The 17120-nt window shown below is 52.7% G+C and carries 16 protein-coding genes; all 16 read left to right on the forward strand.

The features are described from left to right. The first annotated feature begins 12 nt into the window (after positions 1-12). The 16 genes from pheT (at position 13) to ACQZQY_RS13540 (ending at position 17023) form a co-directional block, all read left to right on the forward strand. Positions 13-2400, forward strand: a complete 2388-nt coding sequence (pheT, locus tag ACQZQY_RS13465; protein WP_431295781.1) for a phenylalanine--tRNA ligase subunit beta — start codon at positions 13-15, stop codon at positions 2398-2400. 4 nt (positions 2401-2404) lie between these two features. Then, positions 2405-2701, forward strand: coding sequence for an integration host factor subunit alpha (gene ihfA / locus ACQZQY_RS13470; protein ID WP_004089944.1), 297 nt, complete (start codon positions 2405-2407; stop codon positions 2699-2701). A gap of 781 nt (positions 2702-3482) precedes the next feature. Then, entirely contained in the window at positions 3483-3917 is a 435-nt protein-coding gene (locus ACQZQY_RS13475) for a DUF2502 domain-containing protein (protein WP_122096212.1), read from the forward strand. A 147-nt stretch (positions 3918-4064) separates the two neighbouring features. After that, complete coding sequence (gene btuC / locus ACQZQY_RS13480; protein ID WP_431295782.1) at positions 4065-5072, forward strand: vitamin B12 ABC transporter permease BtuC; 1008 nt, start codon at positions 4065-4067, stop codon at positions 5070-5072. Positions 5073-5131: 59 nt separating this feature from the next. Continuing rightward, entirely contained in the window at positions 5132-5683 is a 552-nt protein-coding gene (locus ACQZQY_RS13485; protein ID WP_431295783.1) for a glutathione peroxidase, read from the forward strand. Between the two features lie 30 nt (positions 5684-5713). Next, on the forward strand, positions 5714-6499 hold the full coding sequence (btuD, locus tag ACQZQY_RS13490) for a vitamin B12 ABC transporter ATP-binding protein BtuD (protein ID WP_431295784.1): 786 nt from the start codon (positions 5714-5716) through the stop codon (positions 6497-6499). A gap of 332 nt (positions 6500-6831) precedes the next feature. Next, positions 6832-7974 carry a UDP-4-amino-4-deoxy-L-arabinose aminotransferase gene (gene arnB / locus ACQZQY_RS13495; RefSeq protein ID WP_122096216.1) on the forward strand — a complete coding sequence of 381 codons (1143 nt, stop codon included), beginning with the start codon at positions 6832-6834 and terminating at the stop codon, positions 7972-7974. After that, positions 7974-8954, forward strand: a complete 981-nt coding sequence (arnC, locus tag ACQZQY_RS13500) for an undecaprenyl-phosphate 4-deoxy-4-formamido-L-arabinose transferase (RefSeq protein WP_056773473.1) — start codon at positions 7974-7976, stop codon at positions 8952-8954. Before arnB ends, arnC begins: the two co-directional genes overlap by 1 nt. Continuing rightward, a complete protein-coding gene (gene arnA / locus ACQZQY_RS13505) occupies positions 8954-10936 on the forward strand; it encodes a bifunctional UDP-4-amino-4-deoxy-L-arabinose formyltransferase/UDP-glucuronic acid oxidase ArnA (protein ID WP_056773477.1) in 1983 nt (660 codons plus the stop codon). Before arnC ends, arnA begins: the two co-directional genes overlap by 1 nt. 13 nt (positions 10937-10949) lie before the next feature. After that, positions 10950-11849: a 4-deoxy-4-formamido-L-arabinose-phosphoundecaprenol deformylase gene (arnD, locus tag ACQZQY_RS13510; protein WP_056773482.1), complete on the forward strand. Its 900-nt coding sequence runs from the start codon at positions 10950-10952 to the stop codon at positions 11847-11849. Continuing rightward, positions 11849-13519, forward strand: a complete 1671-nt coding sequence (arnT, locus tag ACQZQY_RS13515) for a lipid IV(A) 4-amino-4-deoxy-L-arabinosyltransferase (protein WP_431295785.1) — start codon at positions 11849-11851, stop codon at positions 13517-13519. The genes arnD and arnT overlap by 1 nt, the downstream gene beginning before the upstream one ends. Further along, complete coding sequence (gene arnE / locus ACQZQY_RS13520; RefSeq protein WP_431295786.1) at positions 13516-13848, forward strand: 4-amino-4-deoxy-L-arabinose-phosphoundecaprenol flippase subunit ArnE; 333 nt, start codon at positions 13516-13518, stop codon at positions 13846-13848. Before arnT ends, arnE begins: the two co-directional genes overlap by 4 nt. Then, complete coding sequence (gene arnF, locus ACQZQY_RS13525) at positions 13845-14234, forward strand: 4-amino-4-deoxy-L-arabinose-phosphoundecaprenol flippase subunit ArnF (protein WP_122096220.1); 390 nt, start codon at positions 13845-13847, stop codon at positions 14232-14234. Before arnE ends, arnF begins: the two co-directional genes overlap by 4 nt. A gap of 157 nt (positions 14235-14391) precedes the next feature. Continuing rightward, entirely contained in the window at positions 14392-14871 is a 480-nt protein-coding gene (locus ACQZQY_RS13530) for an NlpC/P60 family protein (protein WP_082465713.1), read from the forward strand. Positions 14872-14954: 83 nt separating this feature from the next. Then, positions 14955-15968 (forward strand): lipoate--protein ligase A, encoded by a 1014-nt coding sequence (locus ACQZQY_RS13535; protein ID WP_431295787.1) that lies wholly within the window; start codon positions 14955-14957, stop codon positions 15966-15968. 326 nt (positions 15969-16294) lie between these two features. Then, positions 16295-17023 carry an EAL domain-containing protein gene (locus tag ACQZQY_RS13540; RefSeq protein WP_431295788.1) on the forward strand — a complete coding sequence of 243 codons (729 nt, stop codon included), beginning with the start codon at positions 16295-16297 and terminating at the stop codon, positions 17021-17023. Positions 17024-17120 lie beyond the last annotated feature (97 nt).

Below are 17120 nucleotides of genomic sequence, written 5' to 3' on the forward strand. Positions count from 1 at the left end.
CGGGAATATCACATGAAATTCAGTGAACTCTGGTTGCGTGAGTGGGTAAACCCAGCCATCAGCAGCGAAGCATTATCCGATCAAATCACGATGGCCGGCCTGGAAGTTGACGGTGTTGAACCTGTCGCTGGCGTATTTAATGGCGTGGTGGTAGGCGAAGTTGTGGAGTGCGGTCAGCATCCTAACGCAGACAAACTGCGAGTCACCAAAGTGAACGTGGGCGGCGATCGCCTGCTGGACATCGTGTGTGGCGCACCAAACTGCCGTCAGGGCCTCAAAGTTGCCGTGGCAACTGTCGGTGCCGTACTGCCGGGTGATTTCAAAATCAAAGCCGCAAAACTGCGTGGTGAGCCTTCAGAAGGAATGCTGTGCTCGTTCTCCGAGCTGGGTATTTCCGAAGATCACGACGGAATCATCGAGCTGCCGCTGGATGCGCCGGTCGGAACAGATATCCGCGAATTCCTGAAGCTGGATGACAGCACCATCGAAATCAGCGTAACGCCAAACCGTGCGGATTGCCTCGGTATTATTGGTGTAGCGCGCGACGTGGCCGTGGTTAATCAGCTTCCACTCATCGAACCTGAGATGAAACCCGTAGCTGCAACGATCGACGCATCAGTGTCTATCGATGTTCAGGCACCGCAAGCCTGTCCTCGCTATCTGGGCCGCGTGGTGAAAGGCATCAACGTTAAAGCGCCAACGCCACTGTGGATGCGTGAAAAACTGCGTCGCTGTGGCACCCGTTCTATTGATGCCGTAGTGGATATTACCAACTACGTGCTGCTGGAATTGGGACAGCCAATGCATGCCTTCGATCTCAGCCGTATCAATGGCGGTATCGTGGTGCGTATGGCGCAAAAAGATGAAGCGCTTACGCTGCTCGATGGTACGCAAGCCAAGCTGAAAGAAGACACGCTGGTGATTGCCGATCACCAAAAAGCGCTGGCGATGGCCGGTATTTTCGGTGGTGAGCACTCTGGCGTTAATGACGAAACGCAGGATGTATTGCTGGAGTCGGCCTTCTTTGCTCCGCTGGCGATCACAGGCCGCGCACGCCGTCAGGGCTTGCACACCGATGCATCGCACCGCTATGAGCGTGGCGTTGACCCTGAACTGCAGTTTAAAGCCATTGAACGTGCCACCGCGCTGCTGTTAAGCATTTGTGGCGGTGAAGCCGGTCCGGTCATTGATGTGACTTCTGCGTCAGATTTACCGAAAGCGGCAACCATTACGTTGCGTCGAGAAAAACTGGATCGCCTCATTGGTCACCATGTTGAGGATGCACAGGTCACGGATATTCTGACCCGACTGGGTTGTGACGTTGCCCATAACGGCGATCACTGGGTGGCAGTCGCACCGAGCTGGCGCTTTGACATGCAGATCGAAGAAGATCTGGTGGAAGAAGTTGCCCGAATTTACGGTTACAACAACATTCCAGATGTGCCGGTAAAAGCGAATCTTGAAATGACCCGTCACCGTGAAGCCAATCTGTCGCTGAAACGTGTGAAAAATCTGCTGGTTGATCGTGGTTTCCAGGAAGCCATCACTTACAGCTTCGTTGATCCTAAAGTGCAGGCTTTACTGCATCCGGGCGAAGACGCGCTGATTCTGCCAAGTCCGATCTCCGTGGAAATGTCAGCAATGCGCCTTTCCCTGTGGTCTGGCTTGCTGACTGCGGTCGTTAACAACCAGAATCGCCAGCAAAGTCGTGTGCGTTTATTCGAAAGTGGCCTGCGCTTTGTGCCTGATACTCAAGCTGATTTAGGTATCCGTCAGGACGTCATGCTGTCTGGCGTGATTTCCGGCAATAAAAATGAAGAGCATTGGGATCTGGCGCGTCAGGCAGTTGACTACTACGATTTGAAAGGTGATCTTGAGGCTATTCTTGAGCTTACCGGCAAAATGAACGACGTGCAGTTCAGGGTTGAAGCCAATCCTGCATTGCATCCGGGGCAGAGCGCAGCGATTTATTTACGCGGCGAACGTATTGGTTTCATTGGTGTAGTCCATCCGGAACTGGAACGTAAACTCGATCTCAATGGCCGTACTGTGGTCTTCGAAATGCTGTGGGATAAGGTCGCAGACCGCGTACTGCCTGATGCGAAAGAGATTTCCCGCTTCCCGGCGAACCGTCGTGACATCGCCGTTGTTGTGGCTGAAAACGTGCCCGCAGACGATATTTTGGCTGAGTGCAAGAAAGTTGGCGCAAATCAGGTAGTTGGCGTAAACTTGTTTGATGTGTACCGTGGCAAGGGCGTAGCTGAAGGTTACAAGAGCCTGGCTATCAGTCTGGTGTTGCAGGATACCGCCCGTACACTGGAAGAAGAGGAGATCGCCGCTACCGTTGCAAAATGCGTAGAGGCTCTAAAACAGCGATTCCAAGCATCCTTGAGGGATTGAACCTATGGCGCTTACTAAAGCTGAAATGTCAGAACACCTGTTTGAGAAGCTTGGGCTTAGCAAACGGGATGCCAAAGACCTTGTTGAAATATTTTTCGAAGAAGTCCGTCGAGCTTTGGAAAATGGCGAACAAGTTAAACTGTCTGGCTTTGGCAATTTCGATCTGCGTGACAAAAACCAACGTCCGGGACGTAACCCGAAAACCGGCGAAGATATTCCGATCACGGCGCGTCGTGTGGTGACTTTCCGTCCGGGACAGAAATTGAAGAGTCGCGTTGAGAATGCCACTCCGAAAGAATAAGTAACATCTTCTAAAAGGCCGCGAAAGCGGCCTTTTTTTTAACCAAAATTATTCTGCTGGTGGGTAATTTTCCAGGGTTTTAAGTAATTCGCACAGAAAGCGAAAAGATAGTGTTAAAGCGGTGGGCGGTTCAGGATTAGTCTGATAGATTTAATTCACGCGCTAAAGACTCTTATTATTTCTATGCGCTGTTCTGAAGCCGATTTTGTGACATAAATAAAATACCAAAATAAAAACACAACATCAGAAACAGAAAAGGGGCCGAAGCCCCTTAAATGAAATGATTAAACTGGTAGCGGGAAATGGAGTGGATTATTTATCCGCTTTCGCCGGAATAAATTGAATTAGAAAGATAATTAATGGTTATAGAACATGCGAGGTCCACCAGGACCACCGCCGCCATGACCACCACCGTGACCGCCGTCACCAGGGCCCCAAAACGGAGGAAACAGACAACCGCTCAGGCTGACAACAACCAGGCCAATACTTAACAGGGCTAAAATACGACGCATAAAATAGATCCTTTTTGAATAAACAGAGCGAGTATAAATAATTACTGAATAAGCTGTTGTCAGGCTTGCGTTAAGGTTCGTTAATATTTCCATAAGAATTGAACAGATAACACATTCACGCCTGTTGAATTATTTCAATCAGGATACGTTTGTATTTATTACGTAAGCCCGCAGCAAGTTAAACGAAAATCCGCCTTTGGCTCATAGTCAGTTCTGTACCCCCCTGATATAAAAAACACGTCATATAAAATATAGAAGGCGTGACTACCGTGAAAAAATCTCTCTTATTGCTTTGTTGTGCGCTGGCCTTGCCTGTGATCGCACAGGCAAATGTTTCCATTGACGTTAACGTACCTGGCGTAACGCTTCACCTCGGGGATCAGGATCAGCGCGGTTACTACTGGGATGGTTACGACTGGCGTCCGCCGCAGTGGTGGCGCGCGCATCAGGGCCATCATTATGGTGAGCGTAACGAGCGCGGGATGTACTGGCACGGTAACCGCTGGGATGCCAAACCGCCTCAGCGGGGTCATAGCGCGCCGCGGCCGCCACAGCAGCCGCATAATCAGGGCCGCCCGGATGGCGGTGACCACCGTGATAACAACGGTCATCAGGGCGGTGGCAACAATAATCATCAGGGTGGCAATAGCGGTCATCAGGGTAACGGCCAGCCGATTCCGCCCAATGGTCAGCCAGGCCGTTAATCCTGATCGTCATTGCAAAATACAAAAAGCCGGTGCTCAGTCACCGGCTTTTTCATTTTCTGTTTCCGCGCAGTGGAGCTAACTGCTTAATATCGGTAGGATAGCGAGATCCCTACTATCCCTTTCAGCACCCGGAAACTGCAATTCATGTCTAACCGGCAGACCTTTTCGACCCTGGAACATCAGCAAAAAAAGCGTGATCGGCGCGGGCTTTACGGTCTGAGCGTGCTCTTAATTCTGGTGCTGGGGCTGAGTCTCAGCGCGGGCGAAAACTGGCTGTGGCCAGATCAATGGCTCAGTAATGAAGCGCGGTTATTTGTCTGGCAGTTACGCTTACCGCGTGCGATAGCGGTGATTCTGGTCGGCGCGAGTCTGGCTGTCGCCGGTGCCGTCATGCAATCGCTGTTTGAAAATCCTCTCGCAGAACCCGGCCTGCTTGGCGTGGCGAACGGCGCGGGTGTCGCGCTGGTGTTTTGTGTGATGCTCAGTCACGGGATGCTGCCGGTTTGGATCATGAGTCTGGCTGCTGTGGCGGGTGCGTTAGTCGTCACTTTCTTTCTGTTATACGCCGCGCGCAGGCATCGGCTGAATAATGCCCGTCTGCTGCTGGTGGGTGTTGCCATTGGTATTGTGTGCAGCGCCCTGATGACCTGGGCCATTTACTTCAGCAGCAATCTGGATTTACGCCAGCTGATGTACTGGATGATGGGCGGTTTCGGTGGGGTGGACTGGCGACAAGTCTGGCTCGGCGTCATGCTGTTACCGGTTCTGCTCTGGCTGACAGGTCAGGGTAAGACGCTGAACCTGCTTTCACTGGGTACGCAGCAGGCGCAGCAACTGGGCGTTTCCCTGACATCCTGGCGCTATATTCTGGTGCTGGCCGTCGGCTGGATGGTCGGCCTGAGCGTTGCGCTGGCAGGTGTGATAGGGTTTATCGGTCTGGTGATCCCCCATATTCTCCGTTTGTGCGGTATGACCGACCAGCGTCGTCTGCTTCCGGCCTGCGCGCTGTGCGGTGCGGCAGTATTGCTGCTGGCGGATGTGCTGTCACGCATCGGGTTGTACGCGGCGGAGTTGCCGATCGGTGTCGTCACGGCGACGCTGGGCGCACCCGTTTTCATCTGGCTACTTGTCAGAGCCGGACAAATACGCTGATCATCTTTCAAGAGATCAACTATTCTCTCCCTACCTTCTACCTATCAGGATAAAAAGCGATGAGTAATGACATTTTTGATATCTCCCTGAAAACCATTGATAGCGAAACCAAAACGCTTGGCGATTACAAAGGTTCGGTGTTGCTGGTGGTCAATGTGGCGTCACAATGCGGCCTGACCAAGCAATACGAAGGTCTGGAAAATATTTATCAGGCCTGGCATGACCAGGGTTTTGAAGTCCTCGGGTTCCCTTGCAACGAATTTGGCGCGCAGGAGCCGGGTACAGAAGATGAAATCAAAACGTTCTGCACCACGCAGTTTGGCGTTAAATTCCCGATGTTCAGCAAAATTGACGTCAACGGCGAAAACCGTCACCCGCTATACAGCGCGTTGATTGCTGCCCGTCCTGAGGCGGTCAAACCTGAAGCCAGCGGTTTCTACGAGCGTCTGGCGAGTAAAGGGCGTCAGCCGGTGAAACCTGAAAATATCCTGTGGAATTTCGAAAAATTCCTGATTGGCCGCGACGGCACTGTCGTCCAGCGTTTCGCACCTGATATGGCACCGGAAGATCCGATTCTGATGGAAGCGATCAAGGCCGCACTGGCGAAGTAATTCATTAACGTCGAAGGGCAGGGAGCGCGGATGCTGGAGTGTCGTGAAATCAGTGTGGAAGGGCGCCTTCGTGCATTCAGCGCGAAGATTGCGCCGGGCAGCCGCGTTCACCTTATCGGGCCGAACGGCGCGGGTAAAAGTACCTTACTGGCAAGGCTGGCGGGGGTATTTGAAGGAAAGGGCACCCTGACGGGCGATGTGCGGTTTAACGGCCAGCGGGTTGCCGATCTCGGTGGCTTGCAGCTCGCGCGTTTGCGTGCCTGGCTTTGCCAGCAGCTGACCCCGGCGTCCATGATGCCGGTGTTTCAATACTTATCTTTGCACCAGCCCCGCCTTGCTGAACCTGCCGCCGTTGAAAAGACGATTGCGCGTCTTTGTGACGCTTTACAGCTGAGCGATAAACTGGCGCAGCCGGTCACGCATCTTTCTGGCGGCGAATGGCAGCGGGTACGGCTGGCGGCCGTGTTGTTACAGGTCTGGCCGTCAGTGAATCCAGATTCGCTGATGTTATTGCTGGATGAGCCGATGAACAGCCTTGATGTAGCACAGCAACAGGCGCTGGATCAATTGCTGGCGGAGTTCTGCGCCTCAGGCCGCGCTGTTGTGATGAGCGATCACGATCTCAATCACACCTTACATTATGCCCGTCAGGTGTGGCTGATGTCGGCGGGAAGCGTTGTGGCTGCCGGTGAATGTGCTGACGTCATGCAGATTGAAAGGCTTTCTCAGGTATACAACGTCGAATTTCAGATACATTCTCTTGCCGGACGTCAGTGGATAATGACCACGGCGACGCCTTTTTCGTTAAATGAATAGCGGTTTAATTATATTAACGAACCCTATTTTAAACACGAAACACTCTCATTGTTCATAAAAAACACTGCCTGAGGTTCTATTAATAAAGTTCATTTTTTTAATAAATCCTTAATATATTTTAAGTTATTGTTTTTATTGATTTTGTAATAGACGATACTATTTACCCCCTTCCTATTTAACTTCTGTTTAACTTCACAAAACTGGCAAATCCTTAAGGTTAAATTAAGCTTAAACCGACATCATAAGATCCAAAATTCAGGGCGGTGTTTACTTACGGTTAAATAAACACAGTCTACAGTCGTGTTGAGCTAATTACCTTTTGGGATAGTGAAATGGAAAACTTTTTGCCTTTCTCCCGTCCGTCTATGGGCGAAGAAGAGATCGAGGCTGTAGGGCAAGTGTTGCGTTCAGGTTGGATCACGACCGGCCCGCAGACACATCAGCTTGAACAAGATTTTTCTGCTGCCTTTGGTTGTAAACATGCCATTGCGGTCAGCTCCGCAACGGGTGGAATGCACGTTACATTGATGGCGCTGGGCATAGGCCCCGGCGACGAAGTGATTACACCTTCTCAGACCTGGGTGTCGACGCTGAACATGATTGTTCTGCTCGGTGCCGAGCCGGTGATGATTGATGTGGATCCGGATACGCTGATGGTCAGCGCAGAGGCTATTGCCGCCGCCATTACGCCTAAAACCAAAGCAATCATTCCTGTGCATTACGCCGGTGCCCCTTTAGATCTCGACCCTGTATACGCCGTGGCAAACCAGCATGGTATTGCGGTGATTGAAGATGCGGCTCACGCCGTCGGTACGCGTTATCGCGATCGCTGGGTTGGCGCGCAGGGAACAGCAATTTTCTCCTTCCACGCGATTAAAAACATGACCTGCGCCGAAGGTGGCCTGGTTGCTACTGACGACGATGAGCTGGCCGCCAAAGTGCGTGCGCTGAAATTCCACGGGCTGGCGGTCGATGCGTTTGACCGTCAGGTTCAGGGGCGCAAACCGCAGGCAGAAGTGGTCGAGCCTGGCTTCAAATACAATCTTTCAGACATTCATGCCTCCATTGCTGTCGTGCAGCTCAAACGCCTGAGTGAAATGAACGCCCGTCGTGCCGAACTGGCGCAACGTTACCTCGATAAATTACAGGGCTCGCCGTATCTGCCAATGAAAGTGCCGGATTATCCGCATCTTCATGCCTGGCATTTATTCATGATCCGCGTAGATGAAAAACGTTGTGGCATAAACCGCGATGCACTGATGGAACGTCTGAAAGAGCAGGGCATCGGAACCGGTTTACATTTCCGGGCTGCCCACACTCAAAAATATTACCGCGAACGTTATCCGCAACTTAGCCTGCCAAACAGTGAATGGAACTCAGCCAGTCTGTGCAGCCTGCCGCTGTTCCCTGATATGCAGGACAGCGACGTTGATCGTGTCGTCTCGGCTCTTTTTTCCCTTTTGGAGGCGCAGTAGTGGCGCATTATGAACCTATTCGTAAAGTCTCGGTGGTTATCCCGGTCTACAACGAAGAAGAAAGCCTGCCCGCGTTATTGACGCGTACTCAGGCTGCGTGTCAGCAACTGACGCAGCAATATGAAATTATCCTGGTGGATGACGGCAGCGCCGACAGCTCCGGCGACATGCTTGCCGCCGCCGCAGAGCAGCCTGACAGCCACATCATCGCGGTTTTGCTTAACCGCAATTACGGGCAGCACTCGGCGATCATGGCCGGATTTAGCCATGTCACCGGCGATCTGGTCATCACCCTCGATGCCGATCTGCAAAACCCGCCGGAAGAAATCCCGCGTCTGGTGGCGAAAGCCGATGAGGGTTATGACGTCGTGGGCACGGTAAGGGCTAACCGCCGCGATTCCTGGTTCCGTAAAACCGCCTCCAAAATGATCAACATGATGATTCAGCGCGCCACCGGCAAATCGATGGGCGACTACGGCTGCATGCTGCGGGCTTACCGTCGCCACATTGTTGAGGCGATGCTGCATTGTCACGAGCGCAGTACCTTTATTCCTATTCTGGCGAACACCTTTGCACGGAAAACCGTGGAAATTCCGGTGCAGCATTCTGAGCGCGAATTTGGTGATTCCAAATACAGCCTGATGAAGCTGATTAACCTGATGTATGACCTGATCACCTGCCTGACCACCACGCCGCTGCGCATGCTTAGCGTTGTCGGCAGTGCGATCGCCATCTTCGGTTTCGTGCTGGCGATTTTCCTGATCCTCATGCGGTTGATTCACGGCCCGGCCTGGGCTGCTGACGGGGTGTTCACCCTCTTTGCTTTGCTATTTATGTTTATCGGTGCGCAGTTTGTCGGCATGGGATTACTCGGTGAATACATCGGGCGGATCTACAACGATGTTCGCGCACGTCCCCGTTATTTCGTTCAAAAAGTCGTCGGCGTTCGTTCCGAAGAAAACAGTCAGGAAGAAGAGTGATGAAAGCGATTGTATTTGCCTACCATGATATTGGTTGCGTTGGTTTACAGGCTCTGGTTGATGCCGGTTATGACGTTCAGGCGGTCTTTACCCATACGGATGCACCGAATGAAAACCAATTCTTTTCCTCTGTCGCCCGTCAGGGTGCCGAATTAAATCTGCCGGTGTACGCGCCGGAAGACGTGAATCATCCGCTGTGGATTGATCGTATTCGCGCCTTGCAGCCTGATGTGATTTTTTCTTTCTACTATCGCAACATGCTCAGCGAAGAGATTTTATCTCTCGCGCCGCAGGGCGGTTTTAACCTGCACGGTTCACTGCTGCCGCGTTACCGTGGCCGCGCACCGGTGAACTGGGCGTTGCTCAATGGTGAAACTGAAACCGGCGTCACCCTGCACAAAATGGTGAAGCGTCCTGATGCCGGTGACATTGTCGGCCAGCGTAAAGTGGCGATCGCCGCGGATGACACGGCACTGAAGCTGCACGCGAAAGTACGCGAAGCGGCGAAAGAATTGCTGACCGATTTACTGCCAGAAATGAAAGCAGGCAAGATAACCCTGACGCCGCAAGATGAAGCGCAGGCGAGCTACTTTGGTCGCCGTACGGCGGCTGACGGTGAAATTCATTGGCATAAATCAGCCACTGAGATTAACAACCTGATCCGCGCCGTGACCGAACCTTATCCGGGCGCGTTCACTTTCCTCGGGCAACGAAAACTGACGGTTTGGCGCGCGTTGCCGCTGAACACTCAGCACGACAAACAACCGGGCACCGTCCTTTGCGCTGATCCGCTGACCATCGCCTGTGGCGAAGGTGCGTTGCAGATCCAGGCCGGTCAGAGTGAAAACGGGTTGTACGTTCAGGGTTCTCGTCTGGCGCTGGAACTGGGCATTATGCCGGAAATGCGTCTCTCCACGCTGCCGACTGCGGTGATGAAACGCCGTACCCGCGTGCTGATCCTGGGCGTAAACGGCTTTATCGGTAACCACCTGAGCGAGCGTTTGCTGCGTGAAGACCGCTACGAAATCTACGGTCTGGACATCAGTTCTGATGCTATCAGCCGCTTCATGGGCAATCCGCATTTCCACTTTGTTGAAGGCGATATCAGCATTCATTCCGAGTGGATCGAATATCACATCAAAAAATGTGACGTTGTGCTGCCGCTGGTTGCCATTGCCACGCCAATCGAATACACCCGTAATCCGCTGCGCGTATTTGAACTCGATTTTGAGGAAAACCTTAAAATCGTTCGTGACTGTGTGAAATACAAAAAACGCATCATTTTCCCGTCCACGTCTGAAGTGTACGGCATGTGTGATGACAAGGAATTTGACGAGGATAACTCGCGTCTGATCGTCGGCCCTATCAACAAACAGCGCTGGATTTACTCAGTATCCAAACAGTTGCTGGACCGCGTGATTTGGGCATACGGCGTCAAAGAAGGCCTGAAGTTTACGCTGTTCCGTCCGTTTAACTGGATGGGGCCGCGACTGGATAACCTCGATGCCGCGCGTATCGGCAGCTCCCGTGCAATCACTCAGCTGATCCTCAATCTGGTAGAAGGTTCGCCGATCAAACTGGTTGACGGTGGCGAGCAAAAACGCTGTTTCACCGACATCAACGACGGCATTGAAGCCTTGTTCCGCATCATTGAAAACCGTGACAACCTGTGTGACGGCCAGATCATCAACATCGGTAATCCGACCAACGAAGCGAGTATTCGTGAACTGGCGGAAATGCTGCTGGCGAGCTTTGAAGCGCATCCGTTGCGCGCACAGTTCCCGCCGTTTGCCGGTTTCAATCTGGTGGAAAGCAGCACCTATTACGGCAAAGGCTATCAGGACGTTGAGCACCGCACGCCGAGCATTAAAAATGCCCGTCGCCTGCTGAGCTGGAAACCGGAAGTGGGCATGGATAAAACCGTCGCCGACACCCTGGATTTCTTCCTGCGCTCCGTAAACCCGGAAGCGGATCACTCCTGAAACGGTGCCATTCATGAAGAAAGTGGGTCTGCGCATTGATGTAGATACCTGGAGCGGCACCCGTGAGGGTGTCCCTCAGCTACTGCAAGTGCTTGCGAAACATAAAATTACCGCCAGTTTCTTCTTCAGCGTCGGGCCGGATAACATGGGGCGTCACTTGTGGCGCCTGCTTAAACCGCGCTTTCTGTGGAAGATGCTGCGCTCCAATGCCGCGTCACTCTATGGCTGGGATATTTTGCTGGCCGGTACCGCGTGGCCGGGTAAACCTATCGCGCGCGATCTGGGTTATCTGATGAAAGAAACGGCCAAACGCGGGCATGAAGTCGGGCTGCACGCCTGGGATCATCAGGGCTGGCAGGCCAAAGTGGGTAAATGGTCCGAAGCACAGCTTGAGCAGCAAATTCAGCTGGGGCTGGACGCACTGGAAAAAAGTCTCGGTCATGACGTCGAATGCTCAGCGGTAGCAGGCTGGCGTGCTGACGAACGGGTGATCGAAGTTAAAGAGCGTTTCCACTTCTATTACAACAGTGATTGCCGCGGAAAATACCCGTTCCTTCCTGTGCTGGAAAACGGCACCCTCGGGACAGTACAAATTCCGGTGACGTTACCGACTTACGATGAAGTGGCCGGTGGCGACATTAACGCCGATAACTTCAACGACTTTATCCTCAGGGCCATCACTGAGGATCAGGGCGTGCCGGTTTACACCATTCACGCAGAAGTGGAAGGCATGTCTCTGGCCGCGCAGTTTGACGCGTTATTAACCCGTGCAGCGGCGCAGGGGATCCAGTTCTGCGCACTGGGTGATCTGCTCCCGCAGGATCTGAGTTCGCTGCCGAAAGGCAAAGTGGTTCGCGCCAGTTTCCCGGGACGGGAAGGCTGGTTAGGTTGTCAGCAAGAAGGTTTTTCCTGATGTCGAAAGCATATAAAAGCTTGTGGAGTACACTGGTTCTGGTGTTTTTCGCGCTGGTTTACCTTGTTCCCCTTAACACCCGCCTGTTGTGGCAACCCGATGAAACCCGTTATGCAGAGATCAGCCGGGAAATGCTGCAACGCGGCGACTGGGTGGTGCCACATCTGCTGGGTTTACGGTATTTTGAAAAACCGGTGGCTGGTTACTGGTTCAACAATATCAGCCAGATGATCTTCGGCGACAGCAACTTTGCTGTCCGCTTTGGTTCCGTGTTCAGCACCATGCTCAGCGCGTTGCTGGTGTTCTGGCTGGCAAATCTGATGTGGCGTAACCGCCAGACGGCGTACATCGCGACGCTGATCTATCTTTCCTGCACGCTGGTGTTCAGCATTGGCACCTACAGCGTGCTGGATCCGATGATTACCCTGTGGATGACCGCCGCGATGGTCGCCAGTTACTTTTGTCTGCGCGTTTCGGGCACCCCGCAAAAGGCGTTGAGCTGGATTGTGCTGGGGCTGGCCTGCGGCATGGGCTTCATGACCAAAGGTTTTCTGGCGCTGGCGTTACCGGTCATTGCTGTATTGCCGATTGTCTGGCGCGAAAAACGCTTCAAAACCCTGTTTGGCTGGGGGCCGCTGGCGATCGTCAGTGCTGTCGCCCTGAGCCTGCCCTGGGTGCTGGCCGTCGCACGTCAGGAACCGGATTACTGGCGCTATTTCTTCTGGGTCGAGCATGTTCAACGCTTTGCCGAATCGAACGCACAGCACAAAGCCCCGTTCTGGTATTACCTGCCGGTGCTTTGCCTCGGCGCGCTGCCGTGGCTGGGGCTACTTCCGGGAGCACTGCGCGATGGCTGGACTAAACGCGTGCTGCGACCTGAGCTGTTCTTCCTGCTGAGCTGGGCTGTTATGCCGCTGATTTTCTTCAGCATCGCCAAAGGCAAGCTGCCGACGTACATTTTACCGTGCTTTGCACCGCTGGCGTTGCTGCTGGCCGATCACCTTGATCAGATCCGCCAGTCAGGGAAATTGCGCGCGCTGAAAGCCAACGGCATCATCAACATCGTCTTTGGCGTGCTGATGGCCGTGGCGGTGCTGGTGATCTCCGGAATATTGCCGGTTCATGTTAAAGCGGTGTTTGGCCGTGCTGAACTGCCCCGGGCGCTGATTGGTATTTTGTGCTTTGCGGTCTGGGCGCTAGCCGGTGCTATGTCACTGACTGATCTGAAAAAACGCTGGTACTGGGCGGCAATTTGCCCGCTGGTGCTGGCATTGCTTATCGGTCAGGCTATTCCGCAGAAAGTGATCGACTCCAAACAGCCGCAGGCATTCCTGGATCAGAACAGTGCGCTGCTTCACCAGAGCCGTTACATTCTGGCAGATAACGTGGGTGTGGCGACCGGTTTGGCGTGGATGCTTAAACGCAGTGACATCATCATGTTTGATGAAAGGGGAGAGCTTGAGTACGGCCTGAGTTATCCTGATGCGCAGGATAAGTTTGTAGATGCCGCCGGATTCCCGGCATGGTTACAAAAAGCGCGGCAGGAGGGGAATATTTCAGTGGTTATCAAACTCGACAGCAACATTGTCTCTGCCGATAAACTGCCACCGGCGGATCATACGGTGCAAGTGAACCGTCTGGCTCTGCTGTTCTATAAAAAGCTGCCATGACCGGACTCCTACTGGTGCTTGCGGTCAGCGTGATCACCTGTGCCGGCCAGCTTTGTCAGAAGCAGGCCGCACAGGTTTCAGGCAAAGGTGTGAGATTCGTCCTGCGCTGGCTGGCGCTGGCGGTGATATTGCTGGGGATTGGCATGTTGCTCTGGCTGCGGGTCTTGCAGCTTTTGCCTCTCAGCCTGGCGTATCCGATGCTCAGCCTGAACTTCGTGCTGATCACGCTTTGCGCCCGCTGGTTCTTCCATGAATACGTGGATACCCGACACTGGTGTGGCGTCGTGCTTATCATGTCGGGTATTGCGCTGATGAGTGTCAGTTTATGAAAGGCTATCTGTGGGGCGGTGCCAGCGTACTGTTAGTGACGCTGGCGCAATTACTGATGAAGTGGGGCATGGTACAGATCCCGTGGATTTCACTTTCACAGATCACAATTGTGTTTGTACAGAATCACTTAAGTGCGCTGACGGCGGTGTTTTTTGGCCTGTGCGGCTATGTGCTTTCCATGGGCTGCTGGTTCTTTGCGTTACGCGTTTTACCTCTCAACCGCGCTTATACGTTGCTGAGTCTGAGCTATGCGCTGGTCTACATCGCCGCCGTAGCGCTGCCGTGGTTCAATGAGAGCATCAGCCTGACGAAGACCCTCGGCGGGTTACTGATCCTCTCAGGCGTGTGGGTCATTCACAGCAAACCCTCTAAAAAATCACATTAACGCCCTCCGGCAACGATAAAAATCATCATTTAAAGGTTGGATGACGGATAAAATAGCGCTAAATTCTATTAGTTCTTAGATAACGGCGACTTATCCGGCCTGCGCAAATCCTCGCGTTTCGGCCTTGGCCGTGACGCTATTCGAGAAGGAATGCACTATGCGCTGGTCGTCCGTATCCATGTATTCCCTGCTGGCTGTTGCCGCGTTAATTCTTAACGGCTGCAGCAGCCACGCACCGCCGCCAAGTGGCCGCTTTGCCGATTCCATCACCGTGGTTGCCGAGCTTAACGACCAGCTCAGCCAGTGGCATGGCGCACCGTACCGTTATGGCGGATTACAACCGAGCGGCGTCGATTGCTCCGGTTTTGTTTTTCGTACCTATCGCGATCGTTTCGGCGTCGTGCTGCCACGCACCACCGCCGATCAGACAAAAATTGGCACTAAAGTGTCCCGCGATGAACTGCTTCCCGGCGATCTGGTTTTCTTCAAAACCGGCAGCGGTGAAAATGGACTCCACGTCGGCATTTACGACACCGCCGACCAGTTTATCCATGCTTCCACCAGCCAGGGCGTCACCCGTTCTTCACTCGATAACGTTTACTGGCGTAAGGTCTACTGGCAGGCGCGACGCATCTGACGTATTCCCCCTGAATTCCCTGCGTATTTCATCCTGATTTTTGCTGTTATTATCAAAACAGACTTTTTCAGGATGAATACGCGATGACACCTCTCAGATTATTACTCTCCGACTCTTACGACCCCTGGTTCAATCTGGCTGTAGAAGACTGCATCTTTCGTGAAATGACCACGCAACGGGTGCTGTTCCTGTGGCGCAATGCGGAAACCGTGGTCATCGGGCAGGCGCAGAACCCGTGGAAAGAGTGCAATACCCGCCGGATGGAAGAAGACGGTATTCGTCTGGCACGCCGCAGCAGCGGCGGCGGCGCGGTTTTCCACGATCTGGGTAATACCTGTTTTACTTTTATGGCCGGTAAACCGGAGTACGACAAAAGCGTCTCTACCGGCATCATTCTCAACGCATTAAAAACGCTGGGTATTGATGCCAGTGCCTCAGGCCGCAACGATCTGGTGGTTCAGACGCCTGAAGGCGAGCGCAAAATTTCCGGTTCAGCCTACCGTGAAACCGTCGATCGCGGTTTTCATCACGGCACTTTACTGCTTAATGCCGATCTCAGCCGTCTGGCTAATTACCTGAATCCTGATGTGAAAAAGCTGCAGGCAAAAGGCATTACCTCGGTGCGTTCACGCGTGGCAAATCTGAATGAATTTGTTCCCGGCATTGACCATCAGCAAATCTGCACCGCCGTGGCTGAGGCTTTCTTTGGGTGGTACGGCGCACGGGTGGAACCTGAAATCATCTCACCGGACGTTTTCCCTGACTTACCGGGTTTTTCTGAGCGCTTCGCTAAGCAAAGCAGCTGGGAGTGGAATTTCGGCAAAGCGCCTGCGTTCAGCCATGAACTGAATGAGCGTTTTGTCTGGGGCGGCGTGGATATTCACTTTGACGTGGAAAAGGGTGACATCAGCCGGGCGCAAATTTTCACCGACAGTTTGAATCCGACCCCTTTACTGGCGCTGGCGGGGCAGCTAACCGGAACGCGATACAACGCTCAGGATGTCTCTGAGGTGTGCGAGAAAATTATTCAGCAGTATCCGGCCTTCCGCTCAGAATTAGCGGAACTTCATACCTGGCTGGTGAGATGCATTAAATAATCTGCCCGAAGAGTGGGGCGTCACGCACGCTCCGGAGCTTGCGCAATATCTTATAAGACACTATAACCATTAGCGAAATTGACATTTTTCCGCCTCCGGACCAGTGAAAATGTGGGGATCTCCGATCCCCTGCACATAAAACGTCATCCGCATATAGACGGAGTTGCACGTTATACATAATGGAAATAAGATTAGTCCTAAACTATTTTTTGATATTCAATTTTTCACTTTCCGGTAATACCTCGGGATTACATGATTTTTTGCTCTGACCGCGACACAAGAAAGACTGTAATCACCTCGCAGTGCCGTTGAAGTTTTGGAAAATAATGAAAATACAATTCGATACGGCCTTTAACAGCAGCTACCTGTGTCAGCCAATTTATTCCGTTCAGGGGAAATTGCTTGCGATTGAATTAATTTGTCGCTTCTCCAGCACAGACAGTAAGTTAACTATGCCGACAGAACTGGTGCTGAATTTGCTGTCACAGGCCCAGCTGTTACGTTTTCTCAACGAACAGCAACGTTGGGCGACTGAGCATGCGCAATGGTTCAGTGATAACCAGGTCATCTTAAATATCGGTGTTGAAGAGCGGCTGGTGGCGATTCTGCTGGAGGATGAACCGCTGCGAAATGCTTTTAAAGCCCATGCGTTTGTACATCTGAATCTGAGCGAGTCGTTTCCGCAGCTTTCGCAAGGCCGGAACAATCCGCAACTGGTCGCCCTGCAACAACATTTCACGCTGTGGCTGGATAATTTCGGATCAGGCAACGTCACGATGGCACCGGTTTACGACCATCTTTTTAAATGGGTAAAACTGGATAAAAACTTATTCTGGCAACTTTACGAGGGAGAGCATTTCACCATCGTGATGCCTTCTTTATTAAGAAACGTCAGCCGTTTCTGCCGCAACATTGTGGTGGATGGGCTGGACAGTCAGGACTATTTTGATGCCTTGCGTAAAAATGACGTTCAGGGCCTTAAAGGCTTGTTGTGGCCGGGCGTAGACCCGGAACAACTCGACAGCCTGCTGATCAGGCCCGACCAATTTCATTAATCGTCCGTCTTTATGAGTATGAGTCAATCCCGGCCAGGCCTTGCTGCGCCGGGATTTTTTATGTCGCGACACCAATCTCCCTGCGTTTACTCCGTGT

The sequence above is a fragment of the Rahnella sp. PAMC25559 genome (assembly GCF_050632365.1).
Classification (GTDB): domain Bacteria; phylum Pseudomonadota; class Gammaproteobacteria; order Enterobacterales; family Enterobacteriaceae; genus Rahnella; species Rahnella rivi.

Bases quoted from the DNA above. Each gene is read 5' to 3' on its own strand.
- pheT (WP_431295781.1), top strand. From the start codon at position 13: ATGAAATTCAGTGAACTCTGGTTGCGTGAGTGGGTAAACCCAGCCATC.
- ihfA (WP_004089944.1), top strand. From the start codon at position 2,405: ATGGCGCTTACTAAAGCTGAAATGTCAGAACACCTGTTTGAGAAGCTT.
- btuC (WP_431295782.1), top strand. From the start codon at position 4,065: ATGTCTAACCGGCAGACCTTTTCGACCCTGGAACATCAGCAAAAAAAG.
- ACQZQY_RS13485 (WP_431295783.1), top strand. From the start codon at position 5,132: ATGAGTAATGACATTTTTGATATCTCCCTGAAAACCATTGATAGCGAA.
- btuD (WP_431295784.1), top strand. From the start codon at position 5,714: ATGCTGGAGTGTCGTGAAATCAGTGTGGAAGGGCGCCTTCGTGCATTC.
- arnB (WP_122096216.1), top strand. From the start codon at position 6,832: ATGGAAAACTTTTTGCCTTTCTCCCGTCCGTCTATGGGCGAAGAAGAG.
- arnA (WP_056773477.1), top strand. From the start codon at position 8,954: ATGAAAGCGATTGTATTTGCCTACCATGATATTGGTTGCGTTGGTTTA.
- arnD (WP_056773482.1), top strand. From the start codon at position 10,950: ATGAAGAAAGTGGGTCTGCGCATTGATGTAGATACCTGGAGCGGCACC.
- arnT (WP_431295785.1), top strand. From the start codon at position 11,849: ATGTCGAAAGCATATAAAAGCTTGTGGAGTACACTGGTTCTGGTGTTT.
- arnE (WP_431295786.1), top strand. From the start codon at position 13,516: ATGACCGGACTCCTACTGGTGCTTGCGGTCAGCGTGATCACCTGTGCC.
- arnF (WP_122096220.1), top strand. From the start codon at position 13,845: ATGAAAGGCTATCTGTGGGGCGGTGCCAGCGTACTGTTAGTGACGCTG.
- ACQZQY_RS13530 (WP_082465713.1), top strand. From the start codon at position 14,392: ATGCGCTGGTCGTCCGTATCCATGTATTCCCTGCTGGCTGTTGCCGCG.
- ACQZQY_RS13535 (WP_431295787.1), top strand. From the start codon at position 14,955: ATGACACCTCTCAGATTATTACTCTCCGACTCTTACGACCCCTGGTTC.
- ACQZQY_RS13540 (WP_431295788.1), top strand. From the start codon at position 16,295: ATGAAAATACAATTCGATACGGCCTTTAACAGCAGCTACCTGTGTCAG.